The following is a 23361-nucleotide window of genomic DNA, read 5'->3' on the forward strand; positions in this document are numbered from 1 at the left end:
CACTAACCAGAGGGGCTGCCCGTGAACCGTCGCCTGCTTGAATACAGTCCGGTCTTCGACATCTTCACCAACGCCGCGCCGCGCGCGCAGGCGCAGGAATTCGAGGCCGGCCCGCTTTCCGACGAAAGCGCCGACCTGGCGCTGGCCGCCGAACTGCTCGAAGCGGACCAGCCGGCCGACCTGCAACGCGTGCTGCGCCGCGCCATCGCCGGCGCCGGTGTGCTCGGTGCGCGTGTGGCCCGCTCGCCCATGGGCCCATTGCTGGTGGCGGAACTGCTGCGCGCCGTGCAGCCGATCCTCACGCCGCAGCGCCGCCTGCCGCATGGTGCCAGCGCCAAGACCGTGAGCATCAACCTCGGTGCGCGCATGTTCGGGCTCGAACTCGAAGGCTTGAGCCCCGAGGACAAGGAATTCGTCCTGGCGCGCCAGCTGGTGCGCCTGGCCGACGAAGCCGCGCGCCACGCCGGCAATGCGCGCAGCGCGTCGCCGCAGTCCGCGCGCGCCGCCGTGCAGGCCGCCGCGCGCCAGATTGCCCCGGGCCTGCTGCCGCATGTGCATGCGCAGCCGGCACAACAGGGACGCTGGACCCGCCAGGCAGGCCGGCTGGTTCTTCACGATTGCTGATCCGGACGGATTGTCCATCCGGGCATTTTGTTGTTTCACTCTTCTTTGGGAGCGCATCATGCATGACATCGACCGCACGACAATGGAATATGGCCAGGAAACCTCCAGCTATGAAGGCGAACAGTTCGAATTCGGCCAGGGAGAATGGAGCGGCGAATCGGGCCTGAACGAACAGCAGGAAGCCGAATTCGCACAGGAGCTGCTGAACGTGAACAATGAAGAGGAGCTTGACCGCTTCCTGGGCGACTTCATTCGCAAGGTCGGCGCCACCGCCGGCCGCGTAATCCGCTCGCCGGTCGGGCAGGCCGTCGGCGGCGTGCTCAAAGGCGTGGCCAAAAAAGCGCTGCCCCTCGCCGGCGGCGCCATCGGCGGCTATTTCGGCGGCCCGCTGGGCGCCAAGATCGGCAGCGGCCTGGCATCGGCGGCCGGCGGCGCGCTCGGGCTGGAAGGCGAAATGAGCGGCGAAGACCGTGAGTACGAAGGCGCGCGCCAGTTCGTGCGCCTGGCCGCCGATACGGTGCAGAAGGCATCGCAGGCGCCTGGCTCGGGCGACCCGCGCATGATCGCCCAGAATGCGGCAACGGCCGCGGCGCGCCAGCATGCGCCAGGCCTGCTCGGACGGGGCGCCGCCGGCGGCGGCTGCGCAAAATGCAGCGGCGGCGGTGCGGGCCTGGGTGGTGCCGGCATGTCGTCCGGTGGTGGCCTGGGAGCCGGTGGCGGACGCGGTGCCAGCGGACGCTGGAGCCGCCAGGGCAACAAGATCGTCATCTACGGCGTCTGACCGCCATGAGCCCCTATGCCGCGTCGCTGCTCGAACAGGAAGCGCGCTCCCTGCAAACCAGGCTGGCGCGGGTCCGCCCCTTTGCCCTGATCGAGCCCATGGTACCGGCGGCGGCGCTGCTGCCGACGGCGCAGGCGGCGCTCGAGCGCTACCTGGTCACGGGGCGGCGCGAGCTGCAGGCGCTAGTGGCGGCCTTCCAGCACTGGCTGGCCGGTGCGCGCGAAACCGCCAGCGCGGCCGAGGCGCAGCGCCGCTTCACCTTCCTGCGCCTGAAGTTCAATGCCACGCTGACCCAGTTCGACCTGTTCAACGACGTCATTACCCAGCGCAGCGAGCACGAAAACGGGGTCTGGCTGTCAGGCCTGGACGCGGTCGCGGCCGACGCCTTGAGCCTGCCGGGCGACTATTACCGCCTGCCGCCCGTGGTCTGTTATCTCGACCGCGGGCCGGGCGCGGCGATCCGGCGCGCGCGCACCCGCCTGCCGGGCGGCGGCGAGAATCCGGTGGCGGTGGTGCGGGTGCCGCGCGAACGCATGATCGGCAGCGGCATCGCCTCGTCGCTGATCCACGAAGTCGGACACCAGGGCGCGGCCCTGCTCGACCTGGTCAACTCGCTGCGCCCGGAATTGCAGGCGATGCAGCAAAGCGACCCGGCCCAGCGCGAGGTGTGGCAGTGGTGGGAGCGCTGGATTTCCGAGATCGTGGCCGATTTCTGGTCGGTGGCACGGGTCGGCGTGGTCTCGACCCTGGGCCTGATCGGGGTGGTCAGCCTGCCGCGCGTGTTCGTGTTTCGCTTGAGTCCCGACGACCCGCATCCGATTCCGTGGATCCGCGTGATGCTCAGCTGCGCGATGGGGCAGGCGCTATATCCGCATCCGCAATGGGAGCGCCTGGCCAATGTGTGGCACGACTACTACCCGAGCGCGACGCTGGCGCCGGAAACGGTCGATCTCCTGGCGCGGCTGCGGCGCGGCATGCCGGCCTTCGTGGCGCTGCTGACGCGGCACCGGCCGGCCGCGCTGCGCGGCAAGACGCTGCCCGAGGTGCTCGACGTGGCGGCGCGCCAGCCGGCCGCGCTCTCGGCCCTGTACCGGCGCTGGGAAGGCGCGCCCGCGCAGATGTACCGCGCCCCGCCATCGCTGGTGTTCGCGGTGCTGGGCCAGGCGCGCGCCGATGGCATGGTCGGGCCGGAAGACGAAAACGTCCTGCTGGCCAAACTGCTGACGCACTGGGCGCTGCGCAGCACGCTCGACACGAGCTTCCTGTGCGCCTCGCTGGACGCGCGAGCGCCGGCGCTTCCCCGGGCACCTTTGACTTTCCACTGAGGAGAATGACATGAGCAGCAAGAACAATGTGAAGGAAGCCCGCGCGGGGTCGCTCGAAGTGACCGTGCACGAGGCCCAGACCGGCGCGCCGGTATCGAACGCGATGGTCAGCATCTACCGCCACCCGGGTGGCACCAGCGGTTTCGATGCGTCGGGCTGGACGCCGTCGGCGGCCATGCTGGAGGCCACCGCCCTCACCGGCAGCGCCGGCGAGGTCACCGTCGCCAACCTGGCGCCGGGCAGTTACGTGGTGGTGTACGAACACTACCCGGACACGGCGCCGCGCTGTGTGCAGGTCGATGGCGGCTGCCGCGCCGTGGTCTGCTTCCAGCTGGCGCTGGAACTGCGCGCCGAACTCCGATACGAGACGGTCGACTGCAACGCCAACACCTGCAGCGTGGCGCGCGTGTCGGACCGGGTGGTGGCGAAAATCTGCTTCAGCGATAACCAGAGCACCCTCAAGCCCTACGTGCGGGTCACGCCCGCGCCAGGGTGGAGCGTGCGGCCGGATGATCCCTACGAGTTTTCGCGCGTGGTGCACCATGCCGGGCCGCAGCAGTTCGAGGCGGTGCTGGGGTTCGCGCGCCGCTCGGTCGCCATGGTCGGTACGCCCGGCCCCATCGCTGCGGCCGCAGCGGCCGCAGCGGCCGCTCCGCTGGCGCCCAGCGTCAGCATGGACACGGCGCCGCCGGCCCTGATCGGCATCCGCCAGGGTTTCGTGGCCGACGAGCGCACGCCGACCCCGATCTCGGGCAGCATCGGCGTGTCGATGACGCGCACCGAGACCGAGCCGACCGACGACCTGCCGCTGTGGACCCTGATCCGCAACAGTACCGATGCGATGTCGTTTACGAATTACCTGAACTTCATGGATGCGCTGTTCTGCACCCCGGCCAACCGCGGTCCCGGCTTCGAGGCCAAGAACCAGCTATTCGAGCAGCTGCGCCAGCGCCGCGCGCTGCCCTTCACCGATTCGGAAGCCTACCGCGTGCTGAAGGTCGCCACCGAAGCGTTCGTGATGGTCAATTGCGGGGTGCTCAGCCAGCCGGCGCATTTCAATCCGGCGGCGGACCAGGCTTACCTGGATCGGCGCGACATCCCCGCCACGCGCGACCTGGAGACCACCTTCAACGCTCATTATCTCGAAGAGACGGTCGACGGCACCAAGGTGCTGCCGTACCTGGCGATCATCCGGCGCAAGCTGCCCGACGTACCGATGAACTTCCTGCGCGGGAAGGAGGGCGAGGCCGATCTGTGCTTCGGCATCGTCCAGCAAAAGCTGGCCAGCCCCTGCCTGCTGGAGCTGATCTGGTCCTACTGGCACGAAGAGGGCATGCTGGTGCAAACCATGAACGCGATCACCCAGCGCTTCCAGAACGTGCGCGCACTGGGCCGCGCCGACCCGCTGGCGAATCTCGAAATCGATCCCCTGCGCCCGCTCAATAACCTGATCTGGGGTTACACGCAGGACGAACAACATCGCCTCACCGTGGTACGGCGCAATTACGAGTACGACCACCACTACGGCGTGCGGCTCGACGGCAAGGCGGTCCAGCATTTCCGCCCGGCCGACACGCGTTCGAAATTCCTGGAAGCGTTCCACTACCTGCTGCGCCTGTGCACCTCCTTCTACCGCCAGGACGACGACACCACCGTCAAGGCGGACGCCTTCCCGGTCTTGAATGGCCTCAAGGAAGTGCACCTGATCCTGTCTCAGGGCGCGCACAACCAGTTCGGCGACCTGCCGTCGACGGCGCGCATCGAAATGCTGATGCAGCAGTGGATGCTGGCGCGGCCCGAGTTCCGCGAGTTCCTCCCGACCCGCGTCATGGTCGCTTATCCGGAACCGTGGATGGACCGGGTCGACGCCATGAAGAAGCTGCAGGGATGGTCCGACACCAGCGTGATGCACTTCCGCAGCCTGGCCATGTTCGGCGAACAGGTGCTGCTGTCGGTGCGCTACGGCGCCTGGAGCGATATCTACGAGCCGACCCAGGCCTTCAACTGGGCGCGCTTCTGGCGCCCGCAAATCCAGGGCTACATCCACGCCTACCGCGCCGCCACTGGGGTCGACCTGACGGATGATGCGCGCGACGCCAAGGCCGAAGGCACCTTGCCCTCGATCCTGCTGCGCAAGCGCCTCGACCAGCAAGCGCGGATGGCTTGAGCCAGCCCGGGACATGCTCGACTTTGCCAATGCCCTGTACCTGGGCCTGCGCCACCCCAGCACCGGGCTGGGGGAGTGGGATGCGCTGACCCTGGGGCGGCCCGCGGCCAGCGCGGAGCCGCCGGGCGCGGCGCAACTGGCGGCGGCGCTGGCGCTGCTGTGCGGCTGCGAGGCGGCGACCCTGCTGCCATCGACCCTGCATCTGTTCTGCGATCTGTTCGAGCTGATGGCGCAGACCCCGGTGGCGATCCTGGTCGACGGCGCCAGCTACCCGATCGCGCGCGCCGGCGCCGAACGCGCGGCGGCCAAGGGCACGCCGCTGACGGTGTTCGCGCATGGCGACGTGGGCGCGCTGCGCGGGCTGGCGCAGGCGGCGCGCCGCCAGGGGAGGCGTCCGCTGATCCTGGCCGACGGCTACTCGCCCGGCGCGGCCCAGGCGCCGCCGCTGGCAGCTTATGCGGCGCTGGCGCGCGAGGCGGGCGGCTGGCTGGTGCTGGACGACACCCAGGCCATCGGCCTGTTCGGCGAGGGCGGTGGCGGTTCGCTGCGCCGGCACGGCATCAAGGGGCCGCACGTGGTGGTCGGCAGTTCGCTTTCAAAAGCGTTCGGCGCGCCGCTGGCGGTGCTGTGCGCCAGTGCGGACCTGGTGCGGGGCTTCGGGCAATCGAGCCAGGCGCGCGTGCATTCCAGCCCGCCGTCGGTGGCGTCGATCCGGGCCGCGCTGGCGGCACTGCGCATCAACCGCGCGCACGGCGACCAGTTGCGGCAGCGCCTGTGGTGCCGCGTGGCGCAGTGGCGCGCCAGCGCGGCCAGGCATGGCATCGCACTGCGCGCCAGCGCCTTTCCGGTGCAGACGCTGGCGCTCTATGGCCGCACCAATGGCGTGGCGCTGCACGCCTGCCTGCGCCGCGCCGGCGTGGACGCGGTGCTGCAGCGGGCGGGCACGCGGGCCACGCTCAGTTTCATCGTCACGGCGCGCCATGCGCCGGGCGACATCGAACGCGCCCTGGCGCTGCTGGCGGCCTGCCTGCGTGCGCAGACGGGTTCAGTCGAACACACAAGGAGGGAGTATGAATACGGAATTTGAAATGGTGGCTTTCGAGCTGGAAGAAGAGCGCGGTGGCCGCAGGGGCGGGGCGGCGCGCGCGCCACGGCCCTCGTCGGGGCGCACCTGGCCGGCCAAGCCACGTGCGCCGCGCCGGCCGGCGTGGGGCGGCGGCTGGCGTTATCCGGTGCTGGCGCCGTGGCCGGAACCGTACGGGGAACCGTACCGGGAGCCGTATCGGGCGCCATATCCCGCCGCCGCGCCGGATGACGAACCGCAGGACGAGCCGCAGGATGAAGGTCCCAAGACCATCAAGCCGGCACTGAGGCAGATGCCATCGAAGGAGCGGCCCAAGTACAAACCGCTCGGCCTGTTGCGCGACGCCGTGCGCACCATGGGCCCCGGCGTCGCGGGACTGTACCTGATCGAGTTCGATGCCGATGGACGCAAGCGTGCCTACAGCGGCCAGAGCGACAACGTGCGGCGCCGCCTCCAGCAGCACCTGCTGTGCGCCACCATGATGGGACTGGACGTGGCCGGACACAAGGTGTTCGTGGCCGTCTCCGACAAGTCGGATGCCCAGCGCCGCCAGATCGAGAAGGACCTGCACGCGAAAATGGCCGACCACACCAAAAAAGTCGGCAAGGATAAACAGGTGCTGACCAACCAGCGCACCGAACTGGAGGCCGAACTGCTCGGCGAGTTCTGGGGCTGACGCTGGCAAACGCTTCATCAACCGAAGGAGATCATCATGCAAGAGTCAGGATGTGGTTGCGCCAAATGCCGCCAGGCGGCGGAAAGCGAACTGGAAATGCTCGAATTCGAAGCGCCCGGTCCGTTCGGGGAGCAGGAGGAAATCGCGCTGGCGATGGAATTGATGTCCGTCGCCAGCGAGGAAGAACTCGAACAGTTCCTCGGCAAGATGTTCAAGGGGATCTGGAAGGGCGTGAAGAAGGTCGGCTCGGTCATCGGCAAGGTCGCCAAGCCGCTCGGCGGAATGCTCAAGGGCCTGGCCAAGACCGCGCTGCCGTTCGTGGGCAAGGCGCTCGGCTCCTTCATTCCGATTCCGGGCGTGGGCACAGCCATCGGCGGCGCGCTGGGCGGCGCCCTGGCCAAGGCGCTGGAGATGGAAACGGCCGGCCTCGATGGCGAGGAGCGCGAGCTGGAAATGGCGCGCCGCTTCGTGCGCATCGCCGGCAGCGCCGCGCAGCAGGCCGGCATGGCGGGGCAGGGCGCCGACCCGCAGCGCGCCGCGCGCCAGGCAATCGATGCTGCGCTGCGCTCGCACATGCCGCAATTGCGCCTGCCATCGCCTTCCCGCGCAGGCAACAGCGGCACCTGGCGGCGCCAGGGGGGCGGCCAGATCGTGCTGGATTTATGATCATCGACTGCCACTGCCATGCGGGCGAGGGCGACGGCTTTTCCGGCCCATGGGACAGCGACGCCGGCCTCGAACGCTACCTGGCGCGGGCGCGCCAGGCCGGCATCGCGCGTACGGTGCTGCTGGCCGCGTTTCACTCCGACTATGCGCAGGCCAACCGCAGCGTGGCGCGCATCGTGGCCGCCGATCCGGGGCGCTTCTACGGCTTCGCCTTCGTGCATGCGCAACGCGACCGCGGGCGCGTGCGCGCGATGGTGCGCGTCGCGGTCGAGGAGTACGGCTTCGTGGGCATCAAGCTGCACCGGCACGATGCGCGCATCTCGCGCGAGGTGTGCGAGACGGCGCGCTTCTTCCGCCTGCCGGTGCTGTACGACGTCACAGGCGAGGTGGCGGCGGCCGAACTGCTGGCCGGCCAGTTCCCGGACGTGAACTTCATCCTGCCGCACCTGGGCAGCTTTGCCGACGACTGGAGCGCGCAGCTGGCGCTGATCGACCATCTTGCGCGGCACCGCAACATATACGCCGACAGCGCCGGCGTGCGCCGCTTCGATCTGCTGGAGATGGCGGTGCGGCGCGCCGGCGCGCACAAGCTGCTGTTCGGCTCCGACGGTCCGTGGCTGCATCCGGGCGTGGAACTGGCCAAGATCGGCATGCTGGGCCTCGCGCCGGACGACGAGGCGCTGGTGCTGGGCCAAAACCTGCTGCGCCTGATCGGGCATTGAGGCGCGTCTGGCGTCAGTGGGCCTCGGCCCAGGCCTTCCTCCTGATCTGCAGCGCGCGGTCGGTCACGCCCAGGCGCAGCGCGGCGCGCTGGTTATTGTCGCCTTCCTGTTCCAGCACCAGCTGGATCGCGATGTCGGCCGCGGCCTGGCTGATGCGCGCCAGGCCGATGCGCAGATCGATGGCCTCGCGGATCGCGCTCTCGAAGCGCACATCGGGCCAGCAGGGGGCCACGGCACCGCGCGCGGGCCGCTCGTCGGGCGCCAGGTCGCCGATGGTGATCGGCCCGGGGCCGCTGTGGCGGTACCACAGGCGCGAGACGGTCTGGCGCAGTTCGCGCACATTGCCGGGGTACTGGCGCAGCAGCAGGTATTCGCGCACGGCGTCGTCGAATTCGCAGACCACGCCCGGCCCGGCCAGCAGCGCCAGGAAGTGGCGCGCCAGCGGTAGCACGTCGTCGCTGCGTTCGCGCAGGGGCGGGGTACGGCAGCGCCAGGCGGCGATGCGGTGGTACAGGTCGGCCCGGAAGCGGCCGTTCGCCACGTCCTCCTCCAGGCTGCGGTTGGTGGCGCACACCAGCCTGAAGCGCGAGTGCTGCCAGGTATTGCTGCCGACCCTTTTATAGGTGTTTTCCTGCAGCACGCGCAGCAATTGCGCCTGCAGCGGCAGGGGCAGCTCGCCCACTTCGTCGAGGAACAGCACGCCGCCGTCGGCCAGCGCGAAGGCGCCGTCGCGCGCGTTGGCGGCGCCGGTAAAGGCGCCGCGCTCGTGGCCGAACAGTTCGCTGCCGGCCAGCTCGGGCGTGAGGGTGGTGCAGTCGAGCACGGTGAGCTCGCCGCGCCCGCCGAGGCGGTGGATCAGTTGCGCGATCTGGTCCTTGCCGGTGCCGGTTTCACCCGTAATCAGCACCGGCGACTCGGTGAAGGCGGCCACTTCGACCACGCTGCGCACCAGCGCGCGCCAGGCCGGGCTGACGCCGACCAGGCAGTTGCACACGGCGGGCGAGTCCGCCATGCGCTGCAGGGCGTCGCGCCGCTCCAGGCGCGCCCGGACCTGGGCGGCGTCGCCGCTGGCGTCGGTCCAGCTGAGCACGTCGAAGGCGCCGGCTTCCAGCAGGGCCCACATATCGGCCGTGGCCGGCGCGCGCGAGCCGACGGCGATGGCGAGCACGCTGGCGCTGGCGGCCAGGGTCCGCACCCGCTCCAGCACCGCGCTATCGACGCCGTCGATCAAGGCCAGGCCGAAGCCGGCCGGCAGGGCGCCGGGCACTTCCGGCTGCAGCCCGGCCTGCTCCAGCGCTGCCGCTACCTTGGCGCGCAGTGCCGCACTGACCGGTTCAAACGCTTGGATCCAGAGTGGGAGGGCCAGTCGGGCTTGCATGCGCGTCATTCTCCCGGTCAAAGAAAGTTGCACAATATTTGACAGGGCTCAAATTTTCATTGAGCCCGGATGGACATAAACCACTATACGTGCTCCTATCTGCACAAACTTTGATCTAGATCAATACTGATTTTGTTGCGCAAAAGTGCAGTGCATGGCACGAAAAATGCCGCGCGCCGCGCCGGCACGCGGTCCGATTCGGGACGACAAAAGACCGCCGGGGCCGCGCCTGGGTGGTTTTTGCATTCCCGATGTAAGCGCTTACATTGGCAGCTGAAAAATCACCTACTTGAGCAGGATGGCCTGTTCCTGCTCGGGACCCTGGCTGTCCGCCTTGCAGGCGGCATACACGGTTTGCATCGCGGTCGAGCCCAGCGTCAGTGCCTTGCTGTTCCTGAGGCCATCGGTGCTGCTGACCAGGTTGTCGTACAGCGCGCCGTAGGCATTGCAGGCAGTCCAACGATGCGCGGCACCTGGCCGGCAGGTTGGTGGGGAGCGCATAAGTGGCGTTGCTGGATGCCAAACTGATGGCCAGCATTAAAAAACCGCCTGCGTTGGGGCGGCGGCAGTGCCTTTCGCGCACGTTTTACATGAAGATTGTGATGCCGTTTGGCAAAGATGAGTTAGCGCAAGGTACTCGGTGTCACGCCAAACTCGCGCTTGATCAATTTACGCAAGGCTGTACTGTCCTGATAGCCGACCTGCGCCGCGACCGTCTCGATCGAGAGCGCCGTCGTTTCCAGCAAATGCGCCGCATGCGACAAACGCCGCTGCTGAATGAATTTGATCGGCGATACGCCGGTCGCCGCTTGAATACGCCGCGCCAGCGTCTTGGGCGACAGCGCCAATTCGGACGACAGCGCGGTTACCGTGATCGGCTGCGCCAGATGCGCATCGATCCAGCGCTCCGCCGCAATCACCGTCCTATCTTCATGTTCCAGATGGTCCCGCATCATGTAACGCGCCTGCGACGAGCGCTGATCGATCAGCAAATAACGCGAACACAAATGCGCCACCGATTTCCCCGCTACGTCGGACACGATTGCCAGCATGAGATCGAGCTGCGACAAGGCCGCGCCCGCGGTCAGGCACGGTCCATCGCGCACCAGGATGCGCGCTTCGTCGAGAATCACCGCTGGATAACGCGCGCGAAATGCCTGGGCCAGCCACCATGCCGTGGTTGCCTTGCGCCCGTCGAGCAGACCGGCTTGCGCCAGCAGAAACGCCGCACTGCATGATGCCGCAATCTTTGCCGTGCCGGCTCCCGCCGTGGCCAGCCAGCGCATCGCCTGCATGGTATCGCCGCGCGCAAAACAGTCGCTAAGGTCCTGATCCGAATGGTAACCAAGGCCTGGAACAATGATCCAGTCCGATACCGCCTGTTCTGCTGTCTTGAACTGGAGGTCAGCCTTCATCCGCAATCCGGCGCCGGTAGTAATGTACGTCTTCGCGGCGATGGTCATGACCTTCACTTGCGGTGCACCGCCGCGCGCTGAAAGAATGGCCTGGGCCGCATGCAAGGTATCGAGCGTAATCGACAGGCTGCTGTCAAATACGCCATCCAACACCAGAACCGTGATTATCTTCATTTGTCCATTTTGACATAAAAAATGTCAAATATCCTTCTTCACCGGCGAGCTGCAAGGCGCCACACTGCCGACTCCTTCTCTGGAGAAAACCATGCCAATTCAACACCTGAAACTGTACCATTACCCTGCCAGCCGAAGTGCACGTACGAAATGGATGCTGCATGAGGTCGTTGGCGATGCCTTCGACGTAGAGAAAGTGGACCTTTACGGCGCCGCTCAGTATTCTCCCGATTTCCTGCGCCTCAATCCCAACCATTCTGTGCCGGTACTTGAGATTACGTGGGACAACGGTACAGTGCAGCACATGCTCGAAAGCGCTGCCATGGTCGCTTTTCTTGCGGACGCCTTTCCCGATGCCGATCTGGCGCCATCCCCCACCGCATCGCCGGAGCGCGCCGACTACTTGCAAATGCTCCACTTCGGGTCAACCTGGATGGACATGACGCTATGGCAAATTCGTGCCCACGAGCATGTCTTGCCGGAATCGGAGCGCGACCTGCGCACGGTGTCGAGATACCGCAAGAAATTCAGCGAGGAAATCGAACCCCAGCTTGCTGCGCGGCTCGAGCGGGCGCCGTTCGTCTGTGGACAGAAATTTACAGCGGCCGATTGCATCGTCGGCCAGTCTGTTTTGTGGGCGCGCGGCTATGGCTTATGCCGCGACGAGGTATTCAAGCGATACATGTCGCTCATCTCGAAGCGGCCAGCGTTTGGCGCCGCATTTTCGGACTTGCACGAGTTCGTGCTCGACGCCACCCAACAGCCCCTCTCGGCACGCTTTACAGGATGACCAACGTAATCGAATCATAATTTGGAAGACAAGCGGGTTCATTCGACATGAGATGCAGCCATTGCGGATTCGGCGGTGTACTCCATGACGTAGCACCGTCCGCCGTGCCGGTGCTGAAAAAAACCGCCTGCGGTGGAGGCGGGCAGCCGGGTTTTCGCGCTTCCTGCATGCTGCGCTCGCGTGCCGTGCGGGCAACGCGGAGGATTTCCCTAAACGAGGTGTTGAACGCCGCTTATTTAAACGGGACGTTCAGAATCAGAGGGGGAATCTTGGGGTAGGCGAACCAGCCGGACCCATTTTGGGTCTTACCGTTCATGCCGCCCATGGAGGAAAAAGCCGGCGTCGTGAATGGAACAGCGACGTTCTGGTCGTCGACGATCACCATCTCGCATCGTGCCGAGTTGCCGCGGATATACAAGCGCGCTTCGTACTTTGCACCCGGTGCGGGCAGGAACGTCGCGGTCACGGAACAGCCTGCATTGGCGCCACCCTGCACCTCGATCATCGCCAAGTCGAAGGTGAACTCCTTGCCCGCGGCGATTTGCTGGGTCGGCAATTCGTCACGCTCGTCCATGCCCATGCGGGTGCCAATGCGTTCGCCTGAGGGCAGCCTGTCGCACGCCGGATTGGCAAACACCGTTGCCAATCCGGTAAGCATGTGGCCGGATGTATCGTTCTCGAAGTACATTCCCAGGGACGCGGTCGGCCCGTCGGGCGGCGGCGCGTAGGTAACGCAGCCGGTCAAGGCTGCCAGCAGGATGAGCAGGGGGAAAGTTTTGATGGTCATGGCAGGTGGCCGGCCGAGCCGGTGGATAATGTTCGGAAAAGCGGGCAAAAAACAAGCCGCCGGTGCTTGCGCAGCGGCGGCTGTCGGGCCGGTCAATCGAGCACAGGCACGCCGTGCCTGCTCCCGGCTTACTTCTCCTGGACGGTGAACTCCCCGTATTGCTTCAATTGCTCGGCGACGGCGGCATTATCGCCGACCACCACCACCGATTGTAGCTCTGGAGCAAAATATTTCTTGCCCATCTCGCGCACCTGCTCGGGCGTGACCTTCTGGATCAGCGGCACATACTGGCCGAGGAATTCGGACGGCAGCCCCACCAGCCAGTTGTTGGCCAGCGTACCGGCCACGGCGCGCTGCATCTGATTGCTGATCAGGTAGCCGCCGGCCACATAGCGCTTGTTCATGCTCATTTCCGCGTCCGTCACCAGCTCGGTGCCGATACGTTTGTACTCGTGCAGATATTCCTTGAGCGCGGCGCCGGTCACTTCGTTGCGCACATCGGCCCCGCCGACAATGCTGCCGCCGTTGCGGAAGATGCGCGCGCCGGCCGAGGCGCCGTAGGTATAGCCCTTTTCCTCGCGCAGGTTGAGGTTCACGCGGCTGCTGAAACCGCCGCCGAGGATGGTGCTCGTCAGGCGCAGCGGCACGTAGTCGGTGGCGCTGGCGGCCATGCCCGGGCTGCCCAGGCGCATGGTCGACTGCACGCTGCCGTCGCGCTGCAGGATCATGCGTACCGGCTTGGCGGCCAGGCTCGCGCCCGGGGTGTCGGGCAGGGCGGCGCCCTCGGCTTTCCAGTCGCCGAAGGCGGCCGTGGCCAGCTTGAGCGCCTCGGCTTCGCCGATGCGGCCGGTGATCACCAGCAGGCTGCGGTCGGGGCGGAAGCGCTTGGCGTGCTCGGCACGCAACAATTCCGGCGTGACGCCCTTGATCGACTCGACCGTCGGGCTGGTGTTGCCGTACGGGTGAGGGCCGAAAACCGCCTTGTTCAGGGCGCGCTCGGCGCGAAAGCCCGGGCTGGTTTCGGACACTTTCAAGCCTTCCAGCGCATTGCCCTTGCCCAGTTCGACTTCCTGCGGCGGGAAGGCCGGCATGCGCGCCACTTCGGCCAGCAGTTGCAGCATCGGGCCGGCGTTCGAGGTCAGGGCGTTGGCCGAGACGATGACGCCGTCGTGGCTGGCGCCGGCGCCGACTTCGCCGCCCAGGCCCTGGGCCGCTTCGGCGATGGCGCGCGAGTCGCGTTTGGTGCTGCCTTCATTGAGCAGGCTGGCCATCAGGTTGGCGAAGCCTGGGTGCTTGCTGTCGTCGGCGGCCAGGCCGGCGCCGCGCACGGCCAGCACGTAGTCCACGCGCGGCAAGCCCTGGCGCGGCACGACCCACACCTGCAGGCCGTTGGCCAGGGTCTTCTTGATGATTTTCGGCGCCGGAATGGTCTTGTCCTTGCCGTACGGGGGCAGGGAATTGGCGGCGGCCTTGGCGCTGTCGGCGGCGAAGGCGGCCGGCGCGAACAGCAGGGAAATGCTCAGTGCCAGCATCAGTTTTTTCATGGCGGCTCTCCTTAATTCTTCACGGCGGTTGGGGTGCCCGGCGCAGGGGCGGCAGCGGCAGGCGCGGCGGCGGTCTTGGCCACCGGCTTGCGGTCGATGACGGTGCGGTTGGCGGCGCTCAGGTAGGTCTTTGCGACGCGCTGGAGGTCTTCGGACGTCACGCCATCGATCCAGCCCGGGATCTGGTTGACCACGTTGGCGTCGCCCCACAGGGTTTGCAGCTTGGCCAGGGTGTCGGCGCGGTCCATGAAGCTTTCCAGCGTGTTGTACCAGTTGGCCAGCATGCGCGTCTTGACGCGGGCGAGCGTGGCGGCATCGGCGCCGCTCGCGACCACCTTGGCGATTTCTTCATCGATGCTCTTGAGCATGACGTCGGCGCTGCTGGTCGGCTTGTACAGGGCGAACACGGTAAACAAGGTCGGACCGTCGAATTCCCACGGGCTGGTCAGCCCGTACAGGGAATCGACGTTGAGCGCCACTTCGCGCCCCTTGACCAGGCCCTGGTACAGCACCGAGGCGTCGCCGCCGGCCAGCAGTTCGCCCAGCACCGCCATCGGGGCCAGGTCCTTGCTGCCGCGCGCCGGCATTTTCCAGCCAGCGGCAATGGCCGGCACCTGGGCCAGCGCATCGCTCTGCTCGATGCGTTTTTCGGCTGTGTTGAGAGGCTCGCTGAAGTCGCTCGTCGGCGGGGTAGGGCGTTTCGGGATGCCTGCGAAATACTTTTTCGCCAGCGCGAAGCCCTGGGCCGGCGTTACGTCGCCCGAGATCGCCAGGACCGCATTGTTGGGGCCGTAGTAATCGCGGTGGAAATTGCGCACGTCGTCCAGGCTGGCGCCTTCCAGGTCCTGGAAGCTGCCGTAGCCGTCGTGGTTGTTTTCCCACTTCTGGAACGCCTGCTGATTAATGTCGATCCACATGAAGCCCCCGTACGGCTGGTTCTTCACGTTGACCCGGATTTCTTCCTTGACCACGTCCTGCTGGTTCTTGAGGGTTTTTTCATTGAAGTCGAGCGTCTTCATGCGGTCCGCTTCGAGCCACAGGATCGAGTCGATCGACGACACCGGCGCCGTTTCAATATAGTTGGTGAAGTCGGGCCGGGTCGAACCGTTGTTGCGTCCGCCGCCGCCCGTGATGGTCTTGTCGAATACACCCTTGGGGGCGTTCGGCGTGCCCTGGAACATCAGGTGTTCGAACAGGTGGGCGAAGCCGGTGCGGTTTTTCGGTTCGAGCCGCATGCCGACGTGGTACACCACGCTCACGCCGACGGTGGGCGAGGTATGGTCGGGCGAGACGATCACGGTCAGGCCGTTATCGAGCTTTTTGACGTTGACGGGAATGTTCCATTTGTCGCTGGTGGCCGCGAAGGCGGTCAGCGACAGGGAAAGTCCGGCGATGAGAACGGGTAGATGGCGCATGCGCATGAAAGACCTCACGATAAAAACCTGGAAACGACGTTGGCCGCAGGGGCGGGGCCCGCTGCACGGCGAAGTATCTTAACGTACGTTGGTTTTTAAACAAACATATGCATGCGAAAAAAACCCTCGCGCCACGCGCCAGGGAGCGCTACGCGAGGGTTTCTATGCACGGCGCGTGATTAGTTACGCTGCCAGTGCGGCGGCTGCTGCCTTTTTGTTGCGGCGGCGAGCGGTGAAGCCCAGCAGGCCGAGGCCGGCCAGCATCATGGCGTAGGTTTCTGGCTCAGGTACTGGTGCCAGAGCGATGTTTGCCGAGTAACGGCCAGCGGCATTCGACAGGATGCTGCCTTTGATCTGGATCGTGTAGGCGCCAGCGGTCAGGCTGGAGGTCGACAGCGACCATTGGTCGGTCGCACCGGTCGACAGCAGGGTGCCGCCGAACAGCGAACCGGTGCTGTCGATCAGGTTGAAAGCGGTGATGTCCAGACCGTTTTTAGCGTTGCCGGTGATCGACAGAACGCCAGCGGCGAATTCGCCAGCCTGGGTCAGGGTGAAGTTGTAGTTGTCGATGAACGTGTCGCCTTTTTGGCCGCCTTTGAAGAAGCCGTCGGCTTCAGCGAAGTTGTCGACCAGTTCCAGCGTCGACGTGTTGATGATTTCGACAGCGGATGCCTGGCTCGACACGAGTGCAGCGGATGCCAGCGCGATGGCCGACAGGAATACTTTGGATTTTTTCATCATATAACACCTATTAAAGTTGCCTTTTGTTAAGGCCGGGTTTTGGCTTAAATCGCGTATGTGAACGCGAGAGGCCAATCTAACATCGGCTTGTGACACGAGTAAGGATGAGCCCGGTTCTTTACATCTCGTTGCAATTTGCTACACAGAACGATTTGTTGATATGGAAACCCTATGACAAACCCATCTTCATAGTGAAGAGCTTGCTTGAAATCTGCTGCAGAGCAGCATTTGTGTTCATATCTTTTTTGTTTGTAGTCCTAGTCCTACAATAAGACGAGAAATTTCGGAAGCTTAGCTTTAAGTAAATCCTAAGCTGGCGCACTGTCGAGTCGTGTCAATACGCCAGACCCGCCTCATGCTGGCGTGCGGCTCGCCATCTTGGTGCCCGGCTTGTGCCGTATTGCGCCAGTTTGGTGAGGAGGACGGCCGACATTGCACTCCGAAGCTGGCATGGAAACTGCAGCTGCTTGCTGGTCCGGATGGCGAAGGCGCCGCCGGCAGGAAGAAGGAGAGCAATATGTTGGAAGATGCGAGCATCGCGGAGCGCCCGCGCGAAGATGGGTTTGCCGGCGTCAAGCTGTCGGGCGACGTTTTTGGCGCGCTGATCAATCTGTCGGGCCGGCGCCGCTTCACGTCGCAGCGGGTGGTCCTGTACGCGGTCCTGGCCTCGATGGGCCACGAGGGCGCGGTCGCCACCGCGCGCGACACGCTGGCGCTGTTTCGCGACGCCCATGTCACCCTGGTCGAAGGCAAGGGCGGCTTGCCGGGCGTGTTCTGCGCCCCGCTGCGCGACGCCTATTTCGGCGTGCTGCAGGGCGACCGCGTGATCCGCGACTTTATCGCCCTGGCCGAATCGACCCTCGACGCCATCGTCGGCGAAGGCCGCGGCGCGCCCGCGCTGCTCGACGAGCTGGTGCGCACCGCCACCGCCCTGCTGAGCGTGCTCAACGGCCTGACCCTGGTCTATGAAGAACAGTCGAAGCGCCACGCCCAGATGCAAAAGCGCCAGCTGCAGGTGATGATGGGCGATATCAAGACCATCGCCAGGCAAGCCCGCATGGTCGCCTTCAATGCCCAGATCGTCGCCGCGCGCGCCGGCGAGGCCGGCAAGGAGTTTTCCGTGGTCGCCAGCAGCATGACCCTGATCACCGGCGAAATCGACGACCTGGTGCACGAAGCGCTGAACGGCGCGCTGGCCTGCTAAGACAGGGAAAAGCGTCAGCGCGCCAGGCGCTGGCCCAGCCATTTGCCAAGGCACAGCAGGGTCAAGGTCGGCGGCAAGCCCCATGGCCCCGGAATGACCGAGGCGTCGCACACATGCAGGCCGCGCGCGCCGGCTTGCAGATTGCCGTCGACGCCGTCGCCGAGGCGCACGCTGCCGCCCGGATGGGCCGCGAAATGGCGGCTCTTGAACACATGGGTGGCGCCGCAGGCGGCCAGAATCGCGCGCGCCATGGCTTCGCCCTGCGCGAACTTGGCGCGGTCGGCCGGGTGCAAGGTCTTGTCGACCCAGCGCGGCCCCACCGCGCCGCCGGCCTGGTCGCCAATCTTGACCATGATGGAAAGCGTGCGCTGGTGCGCGAACAGGCGGTCGAAGCGTCCGGCCTGCGCCGTAAAGCCCTGGTACATCGGTTTGGGCAGGGTCATGTCCGCCAGCGAAATGCCGGCTTCGTCCAGGCGCATCCCGGCCGCCATCGGCACCTCGGCGCCGCCGTCCAGGCCATCCACGCTGCCCATGAGCGCCACCACCGGATCGCTGAACAGGGTGCTGGTTTGCGCCCGCAAGCCGCTCTGATGCAGCAGGCGCGGGCTGCCGACCCCGCCGCCGGCCAGGATCACCAGCGGCGCCAGCGCTTCCTGCGCCTTGCCGCCGCGCACGTACTCCACCCCCGTCGCCTTGCCGTGTTCCAGCAGCACGCGCGTGACGCGCGCCGCGTCCACCAGGGTGGCGCCGTGGCGGCACGCTTCGTCGATGAAGTCGCGCGCGCTCCATTTGGCTCCGAACGGGCAGCCGTAGGCGCAGCGCCAGCAGCCGCTGCGGCACAGCTGCGGGCGGATCATCTTGTCGAGTTTTTGCCAGTTCATGCCCAGCGCCCGGGCACCCTCCATGATGCGTGTCGCCATCGGGCCGATCAGCTCATCGGGGAGCGGGCCGATCGGCAGCTCGGCGCGCAGCGCCTGCAGGGCCGGCGCCAGGTCGATGCCGAGCGCCGCGAAGCGGGCCAGGGGCGGATCGGCGGCGGTGGCGAAATTGATGCTGGAACTGCCGCCGGCGTTGATGCCCTGGACCAGCAGCGAGCCGTCGCGGTGGAGAAAGGCGCCTTTGCCGGGGATGGCGGCGATGCGCGCCATCTGGCCCAGCGTGCCGCTGAGCGGAGCGGCGCTGCCCTGTTCGAGGATCAGCACGCGCAGGCCGCGGCTGGCCAGTTCGCGCGCGCCGCTGGCGCCGCCGGGTCCGCTGCCGACGACGATCGCGTCGTACGGCGCTGTGCCGCGCGCGGCGGCCGATGGGGTTGTGGTGTCGGACATGGGTCCGAGTATCGGCCCGCGTGGCGGGCGCGTCAATCGCAATGCGTTCCATCGCGCCTATTTGTTGGAACAGGTGGCGAAAAATGCAGTTCATCGCAATCGGCTGGAAGCCTGGGCGGCGCATGGCTACAGTCACACCATACCGCAACGCCGTTGAACCCCACACAAGGAGCGCATCATGAACATCGCCAAACACATGGAAGCCATCTTTCTTGCCGTTGTCGCCGTGATCGGCGCCACCACCTTCGCCACGGCCGGCGCGCCGGTCCAGCCCAGCGCGCCAGGCGTTTCCGCTGTCACCGAGGCCGCCATGCCGGTGGTGGTGGTCAGCGCCCGCCGCCTGAGCACGGCTGAAAAAGCGCAGTTGCCACAATAAGCTGGAACGCCGGTCCGCTTGCTGGTAGTGTACGTACCGGCCGGCCGGACCGGCATTGATAAGAAGATCTGGAGACGCGCAATGAATCAGTTTTTCCACACCGGAGCGCTGGCGGCAGCCTTGTGCACGCTGTTTGCCCCGGCCGGCACGGCCAGCGCCGCCCCGGACGACAGTACGGACCGGATCACTGAGACGCGCGTGGTCGACGCCAGGGCGCAGCGGGTCAGGCTTGACGGCGCCATCGACCTGCGCCTGCGCCAGGGCGCCGTGCCCAGCCTGGTCATCACGGGCGAAAAGCGCCTGATGAGCTCGATTACCACCGAGCAGGAGGGCGACACGCTGACCATCGGCAGCGAAGCGCGCGGCGTGCGCGCGCTCACGCGCGGCAACAGCGTGCGGGCCGAGCTGACCCTGCCGAGCCTGCGCGAAGTATCGTCCGAAAGTATCGGCTGGACCGATGTCAGCGGGTTTTCGGGCGACGAGCTGGAGTTGTCGCTGGAAGGGGCCGGTTCGATGAAGGTCAATTGTCATTACCGTCTCGTCAGCGCCAGCCTGGGCGGGGTGGGCAGCATGAACCTGCAGGGCGTGGTCAGCGAGGGCGTCGAGCTGGCGCTGCGCGGGGCAGGGTATGCGACCCTGGGTGGGAGCGCCAAGTGGCTCCAGGCCAATCTGGGCGGGCTCGGTGGCCTCGACGCGCAGCATTTCCAGGTCGACAGCGTGACCCTCGACTTGAACGGGCTGGGCAATGCCACGGTGATGGCGCGCCACAGCGCGACCCTGCGCCTGAGCGGGCTCGGTTCGGTGACGGTGTACGGCAAGCCGCCCAACCGCAACGTCAGCGTCGATGGCCTCGGCAAAATCAGCTGGAAATAACCGTCATGCCTTCCCCGTGCGACGGACGACTGGATCAACAGGACGGGCAAGCCGTTCCTGGTGCGATACGCGAACCATGAAAAAACTACTCGTTGCGATGATCGTCGCATTCGGCCTGCACGCCAGCGCGCTGGCCGGTTTTACCGAAGGCGCCAACGCCTACAATGCGCGCGATTATGCGCGCGCGCTGAAAGAAGTCGCGCCGCTGGCGCGGGCGGGGCATATGGAGGCCCAGCATTTGCTCGGCCTCATGTATTACATGGGACGCGGGGTGGCGCGCGACTACAAGCAAGCCATGCTGTGGCACCGCAAGGCGGCCGAGCAGGGCAAGGCCGACGCGCAGTATGTGGTGGGGGCGATGTATTACACCGGCAATGCGGTGCCGCTCGATCACAAGGAAGCAATTTCGTGGTTCCGCAAGGCCGCCGAGCAGGGACACGCGGAGGCGCAGCATGCGCTGGGGCTGATGTACCGGTATCACGCGGCGGGCATGCCGCAGGATAAGGTGCTCGCTTATATGTTGTGGAATCTGGCGGCGGCCAGCGGCAATGCGAATGCGACCGAGCACCGGGCGGCGATTGCCAAGCGCATGACGCAGGAGCAGATCGACGAGGCGCAGGCGCTCTCGCGCGCCTGGCGCCCGGGGACGCCGTTGCCGAGGCAGTCGCGCAGCGGGGGAGGGGCGGGGTAGGGGGCGTCGTTGCGTCCGCCGCGTCCGCCTCCGTCGTGCATGCCACCTATACGTCGTTCCCGCTAGCCCCACCTCCGTCGTTCCCGCCTTCGCGGGAACGACGGAGGTGGGGGCGGAATTGACCAGGATGGTGGCGCGAATGTCCATGATTGCGGTGAGAGCAATGGGCTGGCCCGAACGACGGGCCACCCCCACTTCCCGTACAATCGCCTTTTGCTTCCAGCGAGCCCCATCCCATGCGTGCCATCGAAATCAAGCAACCCGGCCCTGCCGATGTTCTGCAACTGTGCGAGCGTCCCGTCCCTGAACTGAAACCCGGCGAAGTGCTCATCCGCGTGCACGCGGCCGGCATCAACCGTCCCGACGTGCTGCAGCGCCTCGGCCACTACCCGGTCCCGCCCGGCGCCTCAGACCTGCCGGGCCTCGAAGTGGCCGGCGAAATCGTCGGCGGCGACCTGGCCGGCAGCGCATTCCAGAAAGGCGACATGGTCTGCGCCCTGGTCCAGGGCGGCGGCTACGCAGAATTCTGCGCCGCGCCGCTCCAGCAATGCCTGCCCGTGCCCGCCGGCCTGAGCCCGCTCGAAGCAGCGTCCCTGCCTGAAAACTACTTCACAGTCTGGAGCAACGTGTTCGACCGCGCCAAACTGGCGGCCGGCGAAACCCTGCTGGTGCAGGGCGGCACCTCCGGCATCGGCGTGACCGCCATCCAGCTGGCCGCCGCTTTCGGCCTGCGCGTGTTCGCCACCGCCGGCAACGCCGACAAATGCCGCGCCACCGAGTCGCTCGGCGCCGAACGCGGCATCGATTACAAGACCGAAGACTTCGTCGCCGTGGCCAAGTCGCTTACCGCCAACAAGGGCGTCGACGTCATCCTCGACATGGTCGGCGGCGACTACCTCCCGCGCGAAATCGAGTGCCTGGCCGACGATGGGCGCATTGCCCTGATCGCCCTGCTGGGCGGCGCCAAGGCCAATATCGACCTCGGCCAGGTGCTGCGGCGGCGCCTGACGATTTCCGGCTCGACCCTGCGCCCGCGCCCGGTCGCCTTCAAGGGCGCGATCGCGGCAAACCTGCGCGAACACGTCTGGCCGCTGTTTGAAGCGGGCAAGGTGCGTCCCGTCATTTTCAAGACCTTCCCCCTGGAACAGGCCGCCCAGGCCCATGCGCTGATGGAGAGTTCTGCCCATATCGGGAAGATCATGTTGCAAGTGGTGTGATCGGCTGGCAACTGCCCCCGGCCTTTGTTTGACCGACATCGGATCGGGGGTTAAAATAGCGGGTTAATTAAATCTGGGCTACTATGCGTCGCAAACTCGTCGTAGGAAATTGGAAAATGAACGGCAACCGTGCCGCGAATGCAAGCCTGTTGGCGGGCATTGTCGCCGGCGCGACTGGTTCGAATGCCTCTTGTGCGGTGTGTGCACCGGCACCATATCTGGCCCAGTGCCAGGATGCGTTGAGCGCCAGCCCGGTTGCCTGGGGCGCCCAGGATGTCTCCGCCCAGCCCGGCGGCGCCTTCACCGGCGAAGTCGCGGCGGCCATGCTGGCCGATTTTGCGTGCAAGTACGTCATCGTCGGTCACTCCGAACGCCGTGCCTACCATGGCGAAAGCAGCGAACTGGTGGCGAAAAAAGCCGTCGCCGTGCTCGACGCTGGCATGACTCCGATCGTGTGTGTCGGCGAAACGCTGGCCGAGCGCGAAGCCGGCCAGACCGCCGCCGTGGTGTCGAGCCAGCTCGGCGCCGTGCTCGACCTGGTGGGCGAGCGCGTGGCGCAGATCGTCGTTGCCTACGAGCCCGTGTGGGCGATCGGCACCGGCAAGACGGCCACCCCTGCCATGGCCCAGGAAGTCCACGCCCAGCTGCGCGCGCAGCTGATGGCCAAGAATGCAGTAGCAGCCGAGACAGTGCAGATTTTGTACGGCGGCAGCATGAAGCCCGATAACGCCCTGGAATTGATGGCTCAGCCAGATATCGACGGCGGCTTGATCGGCGGGGCAGCGCTGAAGGCGGCAGATTTTCTTGCCATCCTTAATGCAGCCAATTGAAATATTATTGTTGTTAAACTTGGAATGGAATAAGCAATGAACACGTTGTTCAATCTGGTTGTAGTTGTACAGGTTATTTCCGCTCTGGCGATTATCGGTCTGGTCTTGCTGCAGCATGGCAAGGGCGCCGATATGGGAGCGGCTTTCGGTTCCGGCGCTTCCGGCAGTCTGTTCGGTGCCACCGGCTCCTCGAACTTCATGTCGAAGTCGACCGGCGTGGCCGCCGCGGTGTTTTTCGGCGCCACCCTGGGCCTGGCGTTCTTTGCCACGAAAAACAAGGGCCAGGTCGGCGGCGGCGTGATGGATCGCGCAGCCGTGACGGCGCCAGCGCCAGTGACCGGCCCGGGCGCAATCCCGACCGCCGCACCGTCGCTCAGTGCACCTGCCGCTCCTTCGGCCGTGCCGAACGCGCCAGTCACCGGTGGAGCAGTTCCTGCCGCGCCAGTGACCGGCGGAGCAGTTCCGGCCGCGCCAGCGACAACTGTACCGGAAGTACCTGCTAATCAGGTGCCAAAGTAATCCAGTTCTGGTAGAATACTGCCCGCGCACAGAGTAT

At 66.1% G+C, this 23361-nt stretch carries 24 protein-coding genes; 16 read left to right on the forward strand and 8 right to left on the reverse strand.

Annotated elements, in window-relative coordinates; all coding sequences use genetic code 11:
- Positions 1-21: 21 nt before the first annotated feature.
- Genes RBA40_RS00905 through RBA40_RS00940 form a run of 8 tightly spaced genes read left to right on the forward strand, consistent with a single transcriptional unit; the run spans position 22 to position 8045 of the window.
- Positions 22-624, forward strand: coding sequence for a hypothetical protein (locus RBA40_RS00905; protein ID WP_306645169.1), 603 nt, complete (start codon positions 22-24; stop codon positions 622-624).
- 58 nt (positions 625-682) lie between these two features.
- Positions 683-1405, forward strand: coding sequence for a hypothetical protein (locus RBA40_RS00910; protein ID WP_306645170.1), 723 nt, complete (start codon positions 683-685; stop codon positions 1403-1405).
- Positions 1406-1410: 5 nt separating this feature from the next.
- The gene (locus RBA40_RS00915; RefSeq protein ID WP_306645172.1) at positions 1411-2730 is read left to right on the forward strand and encodes a hypothetical protein; all 1320 of its coding nucleotides are present in this window, start codon (positions 1411-1413) and stop codon (positions 2728-2730) included.
- A 10-nt stretch (positions 2731-2740) separates the two neighbouring features.
- Positions 2741-4897: an MSCRAMM family protein gene (locus RBA40_RS00920; RefSeq protein ID WP_306645173.1), complete on the forward strand. Its 2157-nt coding sequence runs from the start codon at positions 2741-2743 to the stop codon at positions 4895-4897.
- Between the two features lie 13 nt (positions 4898-4910).
- Positions 4911-5984: an aminotransferase class I/II-fold pyridoxal phosphate-dependent enzyme gene (locus RBA40_RS00925; RefSeq protein ID WP_306645175.1), complete on the forward strand. Its 1074-nt coding sequence runs from the start codon at positions 4911-4913 to the stop codon at positions 5982-5984.
- Positions 5968-6657: a GIY-YIG nuclease family protein gene (locus RBA40_RS00930; RefSeq protein ID WP_306645177.1), complete on the forward strand. Its 690-nt coding sequence runs from the start codon at positions 5968-5970 to the stop codon at positions 6655-6657. Before RBA40_RS00925 ends, RBA40_RS00930 begins: the two co-directional genes overlap by 17 nt.
- Before the next feature lie 36 nt (positions 6658-6693).
- Positions 6694-7323: a hypothetical protein gene (locus RBA40_RS00935; RefSeq protein WP_306645179.1), complete on the forward strand. Its 630-nt coding sequence runs from the start codon at positions 6694-6696 to the stop codon at positions 7321-7323.
- Positions 7320-8045 (forward strand): amidohydrolase family protein, encoded by a 726-nt coding sequence (locus RBA40_RS00940; RefSeq protein ID WP_306645181.1) that lies wholly within the window; start codon positions 7320-7322, stop codon positions 8043-8045. The genes RBA40_RS00935 and RBA40_RS00940 overlap by 4 nt, the downstream gene beginning before the upstream one ends.
- 13 nt (positions 8046-8058) lie before the next feature.
- Here the strand turns inward: RBA40_RS00940 and RBA40_RS00945 are convergent, their stop codons facing one another.
- The 3 genes from RBA40_RS00945 to RBA40_RS00955 form a co-directional block, all read right to left on the reverse strand.
- Positions 8059-9423: a sigma-54-dependent transcriptional regulator gene (locus RBA40_RS00945; RefSeq protein WP_306645183.1), complete on the reverse strand. Its 1365-nt coding sequence runs from the start codon at positions 9421-9423 to the stop codon at positions 8059-8061.
- 285 nt (positions 9424-9708) lie between these two features.
- Positions 9709-9924 carry a hypothetical protein gene (locus tag RBA40_RS00950; protein WP_306645185.1) on the reverse strand — a complete coding sequence of 72 codons (216 nt, stop codon included), beginning with the start codon at positions 9922-9924 and terminating at the stop codon, positions 9709-9711.
- Positions 9925-10046: 122 nt separating this feature from the next.
- The gene (locus RBA40_RS00955; protein ID WP_306645187.1) at positions 10047-11012 is read right to left on the reverse strand and encodes a GlxA family transcriptional regulator; all 966 of its coding nucleotides are present in this window, start codon (positions 11010-11012) and stop codon (positions 10047-10049) included.
- Positions 11013-11103: 91 nt separating this feature from the next.
- On the opposite strand from RBA40_RS00955, the gene RBA40_RS00960 reads away from it, so the two are divergent.
- Positions 11104-11802 carry a glutathione S-transferase family protein gene (locus RBA40_RS00960; protein WP_306645188.1) on the forward strand — a complete coding sequence of 233 codons (699 nt, stop codon included), beginning with the start codon at positions 11104-11106 and terminating at the stop codon, positions 11800-11802.
- A 232-nt stretch (positions 11803-12034) separates the two neighbouring features.
- Here the strand turns inward: RBA40_RS00960 and RBA40_RS00965 are convergent, their stop codons facing one another.
- The 4 genes from RBA40_RS00965 to RBA40_RS00980 form a co-directional block, all read right to left on the reverse strand.
- Positions 12035-12589: a hypothetical protein gene (locus RBA40_RS00965; protein ID WP_306645190.1), complete on the reverse strand. Its 555-nt coding sequence runs from the start codon at positions 12587-12589 to the stop codon at positions 12035-12037.
- 128 nt (positions 12590-12717) lie between these two features.
- Positions 12718-14133, reverse strand: coding sequence for a M16 family metallopeptidase (locus tag RBA40_RS00970; protein ID WP_306645191.1), 1416 nt, complete (start codon positions 14131-14133; stop codon positions 12718-12720).
- An 11-nt stretch (positions 14134-14144) separates the two neighbouring features.
- A complete protein-coding gene (locus tag RBA40_RS00975; protein WP_306645192.1) occupies positions 14145-15554 on the reverse strand; it encodes a M16 family metallopeptidase in 1410 nt (469 codons plus the stop codon).
- A gap of 177 nt (positions 15555-15731) precedes the next feature.
- Positions 15732-16289: an FxDxF family PEP-CTERM protein gene (locus tag RBA40_RS00980; RefSeq protein WP_306645194.1), complete on the reverse strand. Its 558-nt coding sequence runs from the start codon at positions 16287-16289 to the stop codon at positions 15732-15734.
- 517 nt (positions 16290-16806) lie between these two features.
- On the opposite strand from RBA40_RS00980, the gene RBA40_RS00985 reads away from it, so the two are divergent.
- Positions 16807-17493 (forward strand): methyl-accepting chemotaxis protein, encoded by a 687-nt coding sequence (locus RBA40_RS00985; RefSeq protein WP_306645196.1) that lies wholly within the window; start codon positions 16807-16809, stop codon positions 17491-17493.
- Positions 17494-17507: 14 nt separating this feature from the next.
- On the opposite strand, the gene RBA40_RS00990 is transcribed toward RBA40_RS00985, so the two are convergent.
- Positions 17508-18818 carry a GMC family oxidoreductase N-terminal domain-containing protein gene (locus tag RBA40_RS00990; RefSeq protein WP_306645198.1) on the reverse strand — a complete coding sequence of 437 codons (1311 nt, stop codon included), beginning with the start codon at positions 18816-18818 and terminating at the stop codon, positions 17508-17510.
- Positions 18819-18996: 178 nt separating this feature from the next.
- Between RBA40_RS00990 and RBA40_RS00995 the strand changes: the two genes are divergently transcribed.
- The 6 genes from RBA40_RS00995 (at position 18997) to secG (ending at position 23324) form a co-directional block, all read left to right on the forward strand.
- Positions 18997-19194: a hypothetical protein gene (locus tag RBA40_RS00995; protein WP_306645200.1), complete on the forward strand. Its 198-nt coding sequence runs from the start codon at positions 18997-18999 to the stop codon at positions 19192-19194.
- Positions 19195-19275: 81 nt separating this feature from the next.
- The gene (locus tag RBA40_RS01000; protein WP_306645202.1) at positions 19276-20067 is read left to right on the forward strand and encodes a GIN domain-containing protein; all 792 of its coding nucleotides are present in this window, start codon (positions 19276-19278) and stop codon (positions 20065-20067) included.
- A gap of 76 nt (positions 20068-20143) precedes the next feature.
- Positions 20144-20758: a tetratricopeptide repeat protein gene (locus RBA40_RS01005; protein WP_306645203.1), complete on the forward strand. Its 615-nt coding sequence runs from the start codon at positions 20144-20146 to the stop codon at positions 20756-20758.
- A 236-nt stretch (positions 20759-20994) separates the two neighbouring features.
- Positions 20995-21975, forward strand: coding sequence for an NAD(P)H-quinone oxidoreductase (locus tag RBA40_RS01010; RefSeq protein ID WP_306645204.1), 981 nt, complete (start codon positions 20995-20997; stop codon positions 21973-21975).
- Between the two features lie 83 nt (positions 21976-22058).
- Positions 22059-22805 (forward strand): triose-phosphate isomerase, encoded by a 747-nt coding sequence (tpiA, locus tag RBA40_RS01015; RefSeq protein ID WP_306645205.1) that lies wholly within the window; start codon positions 22059-22061, stop codon positions 22803-22805.
- Between the two features lie 36 nt (positions 22806-22841).
- On the forward strand, positions 22842-23324 hold the full coding sequence (gene secG / locus RBA40_RS01020) for a preprotein translocase subunit SecG (protein WP_306645207.1): 483 nt from the start codon (positions 22842-22844) through the stop codon (positions 23322-23324).
- Positions 23325-23361 lie beyond the last annotated feature (37 nt).

Origin of the sequence: Massilia pseudoviolaceinigra (assembly GCF_030846505.1) — a bacterium.
In the GTDB taxonomy this organism is placed as follows: Bacteria; Pseudomonadota; Gammaproteobacteria; order Burkholderiales; family Burkholderiaceae_D; genus Telluria_A; species Telluria_A violaceinigra.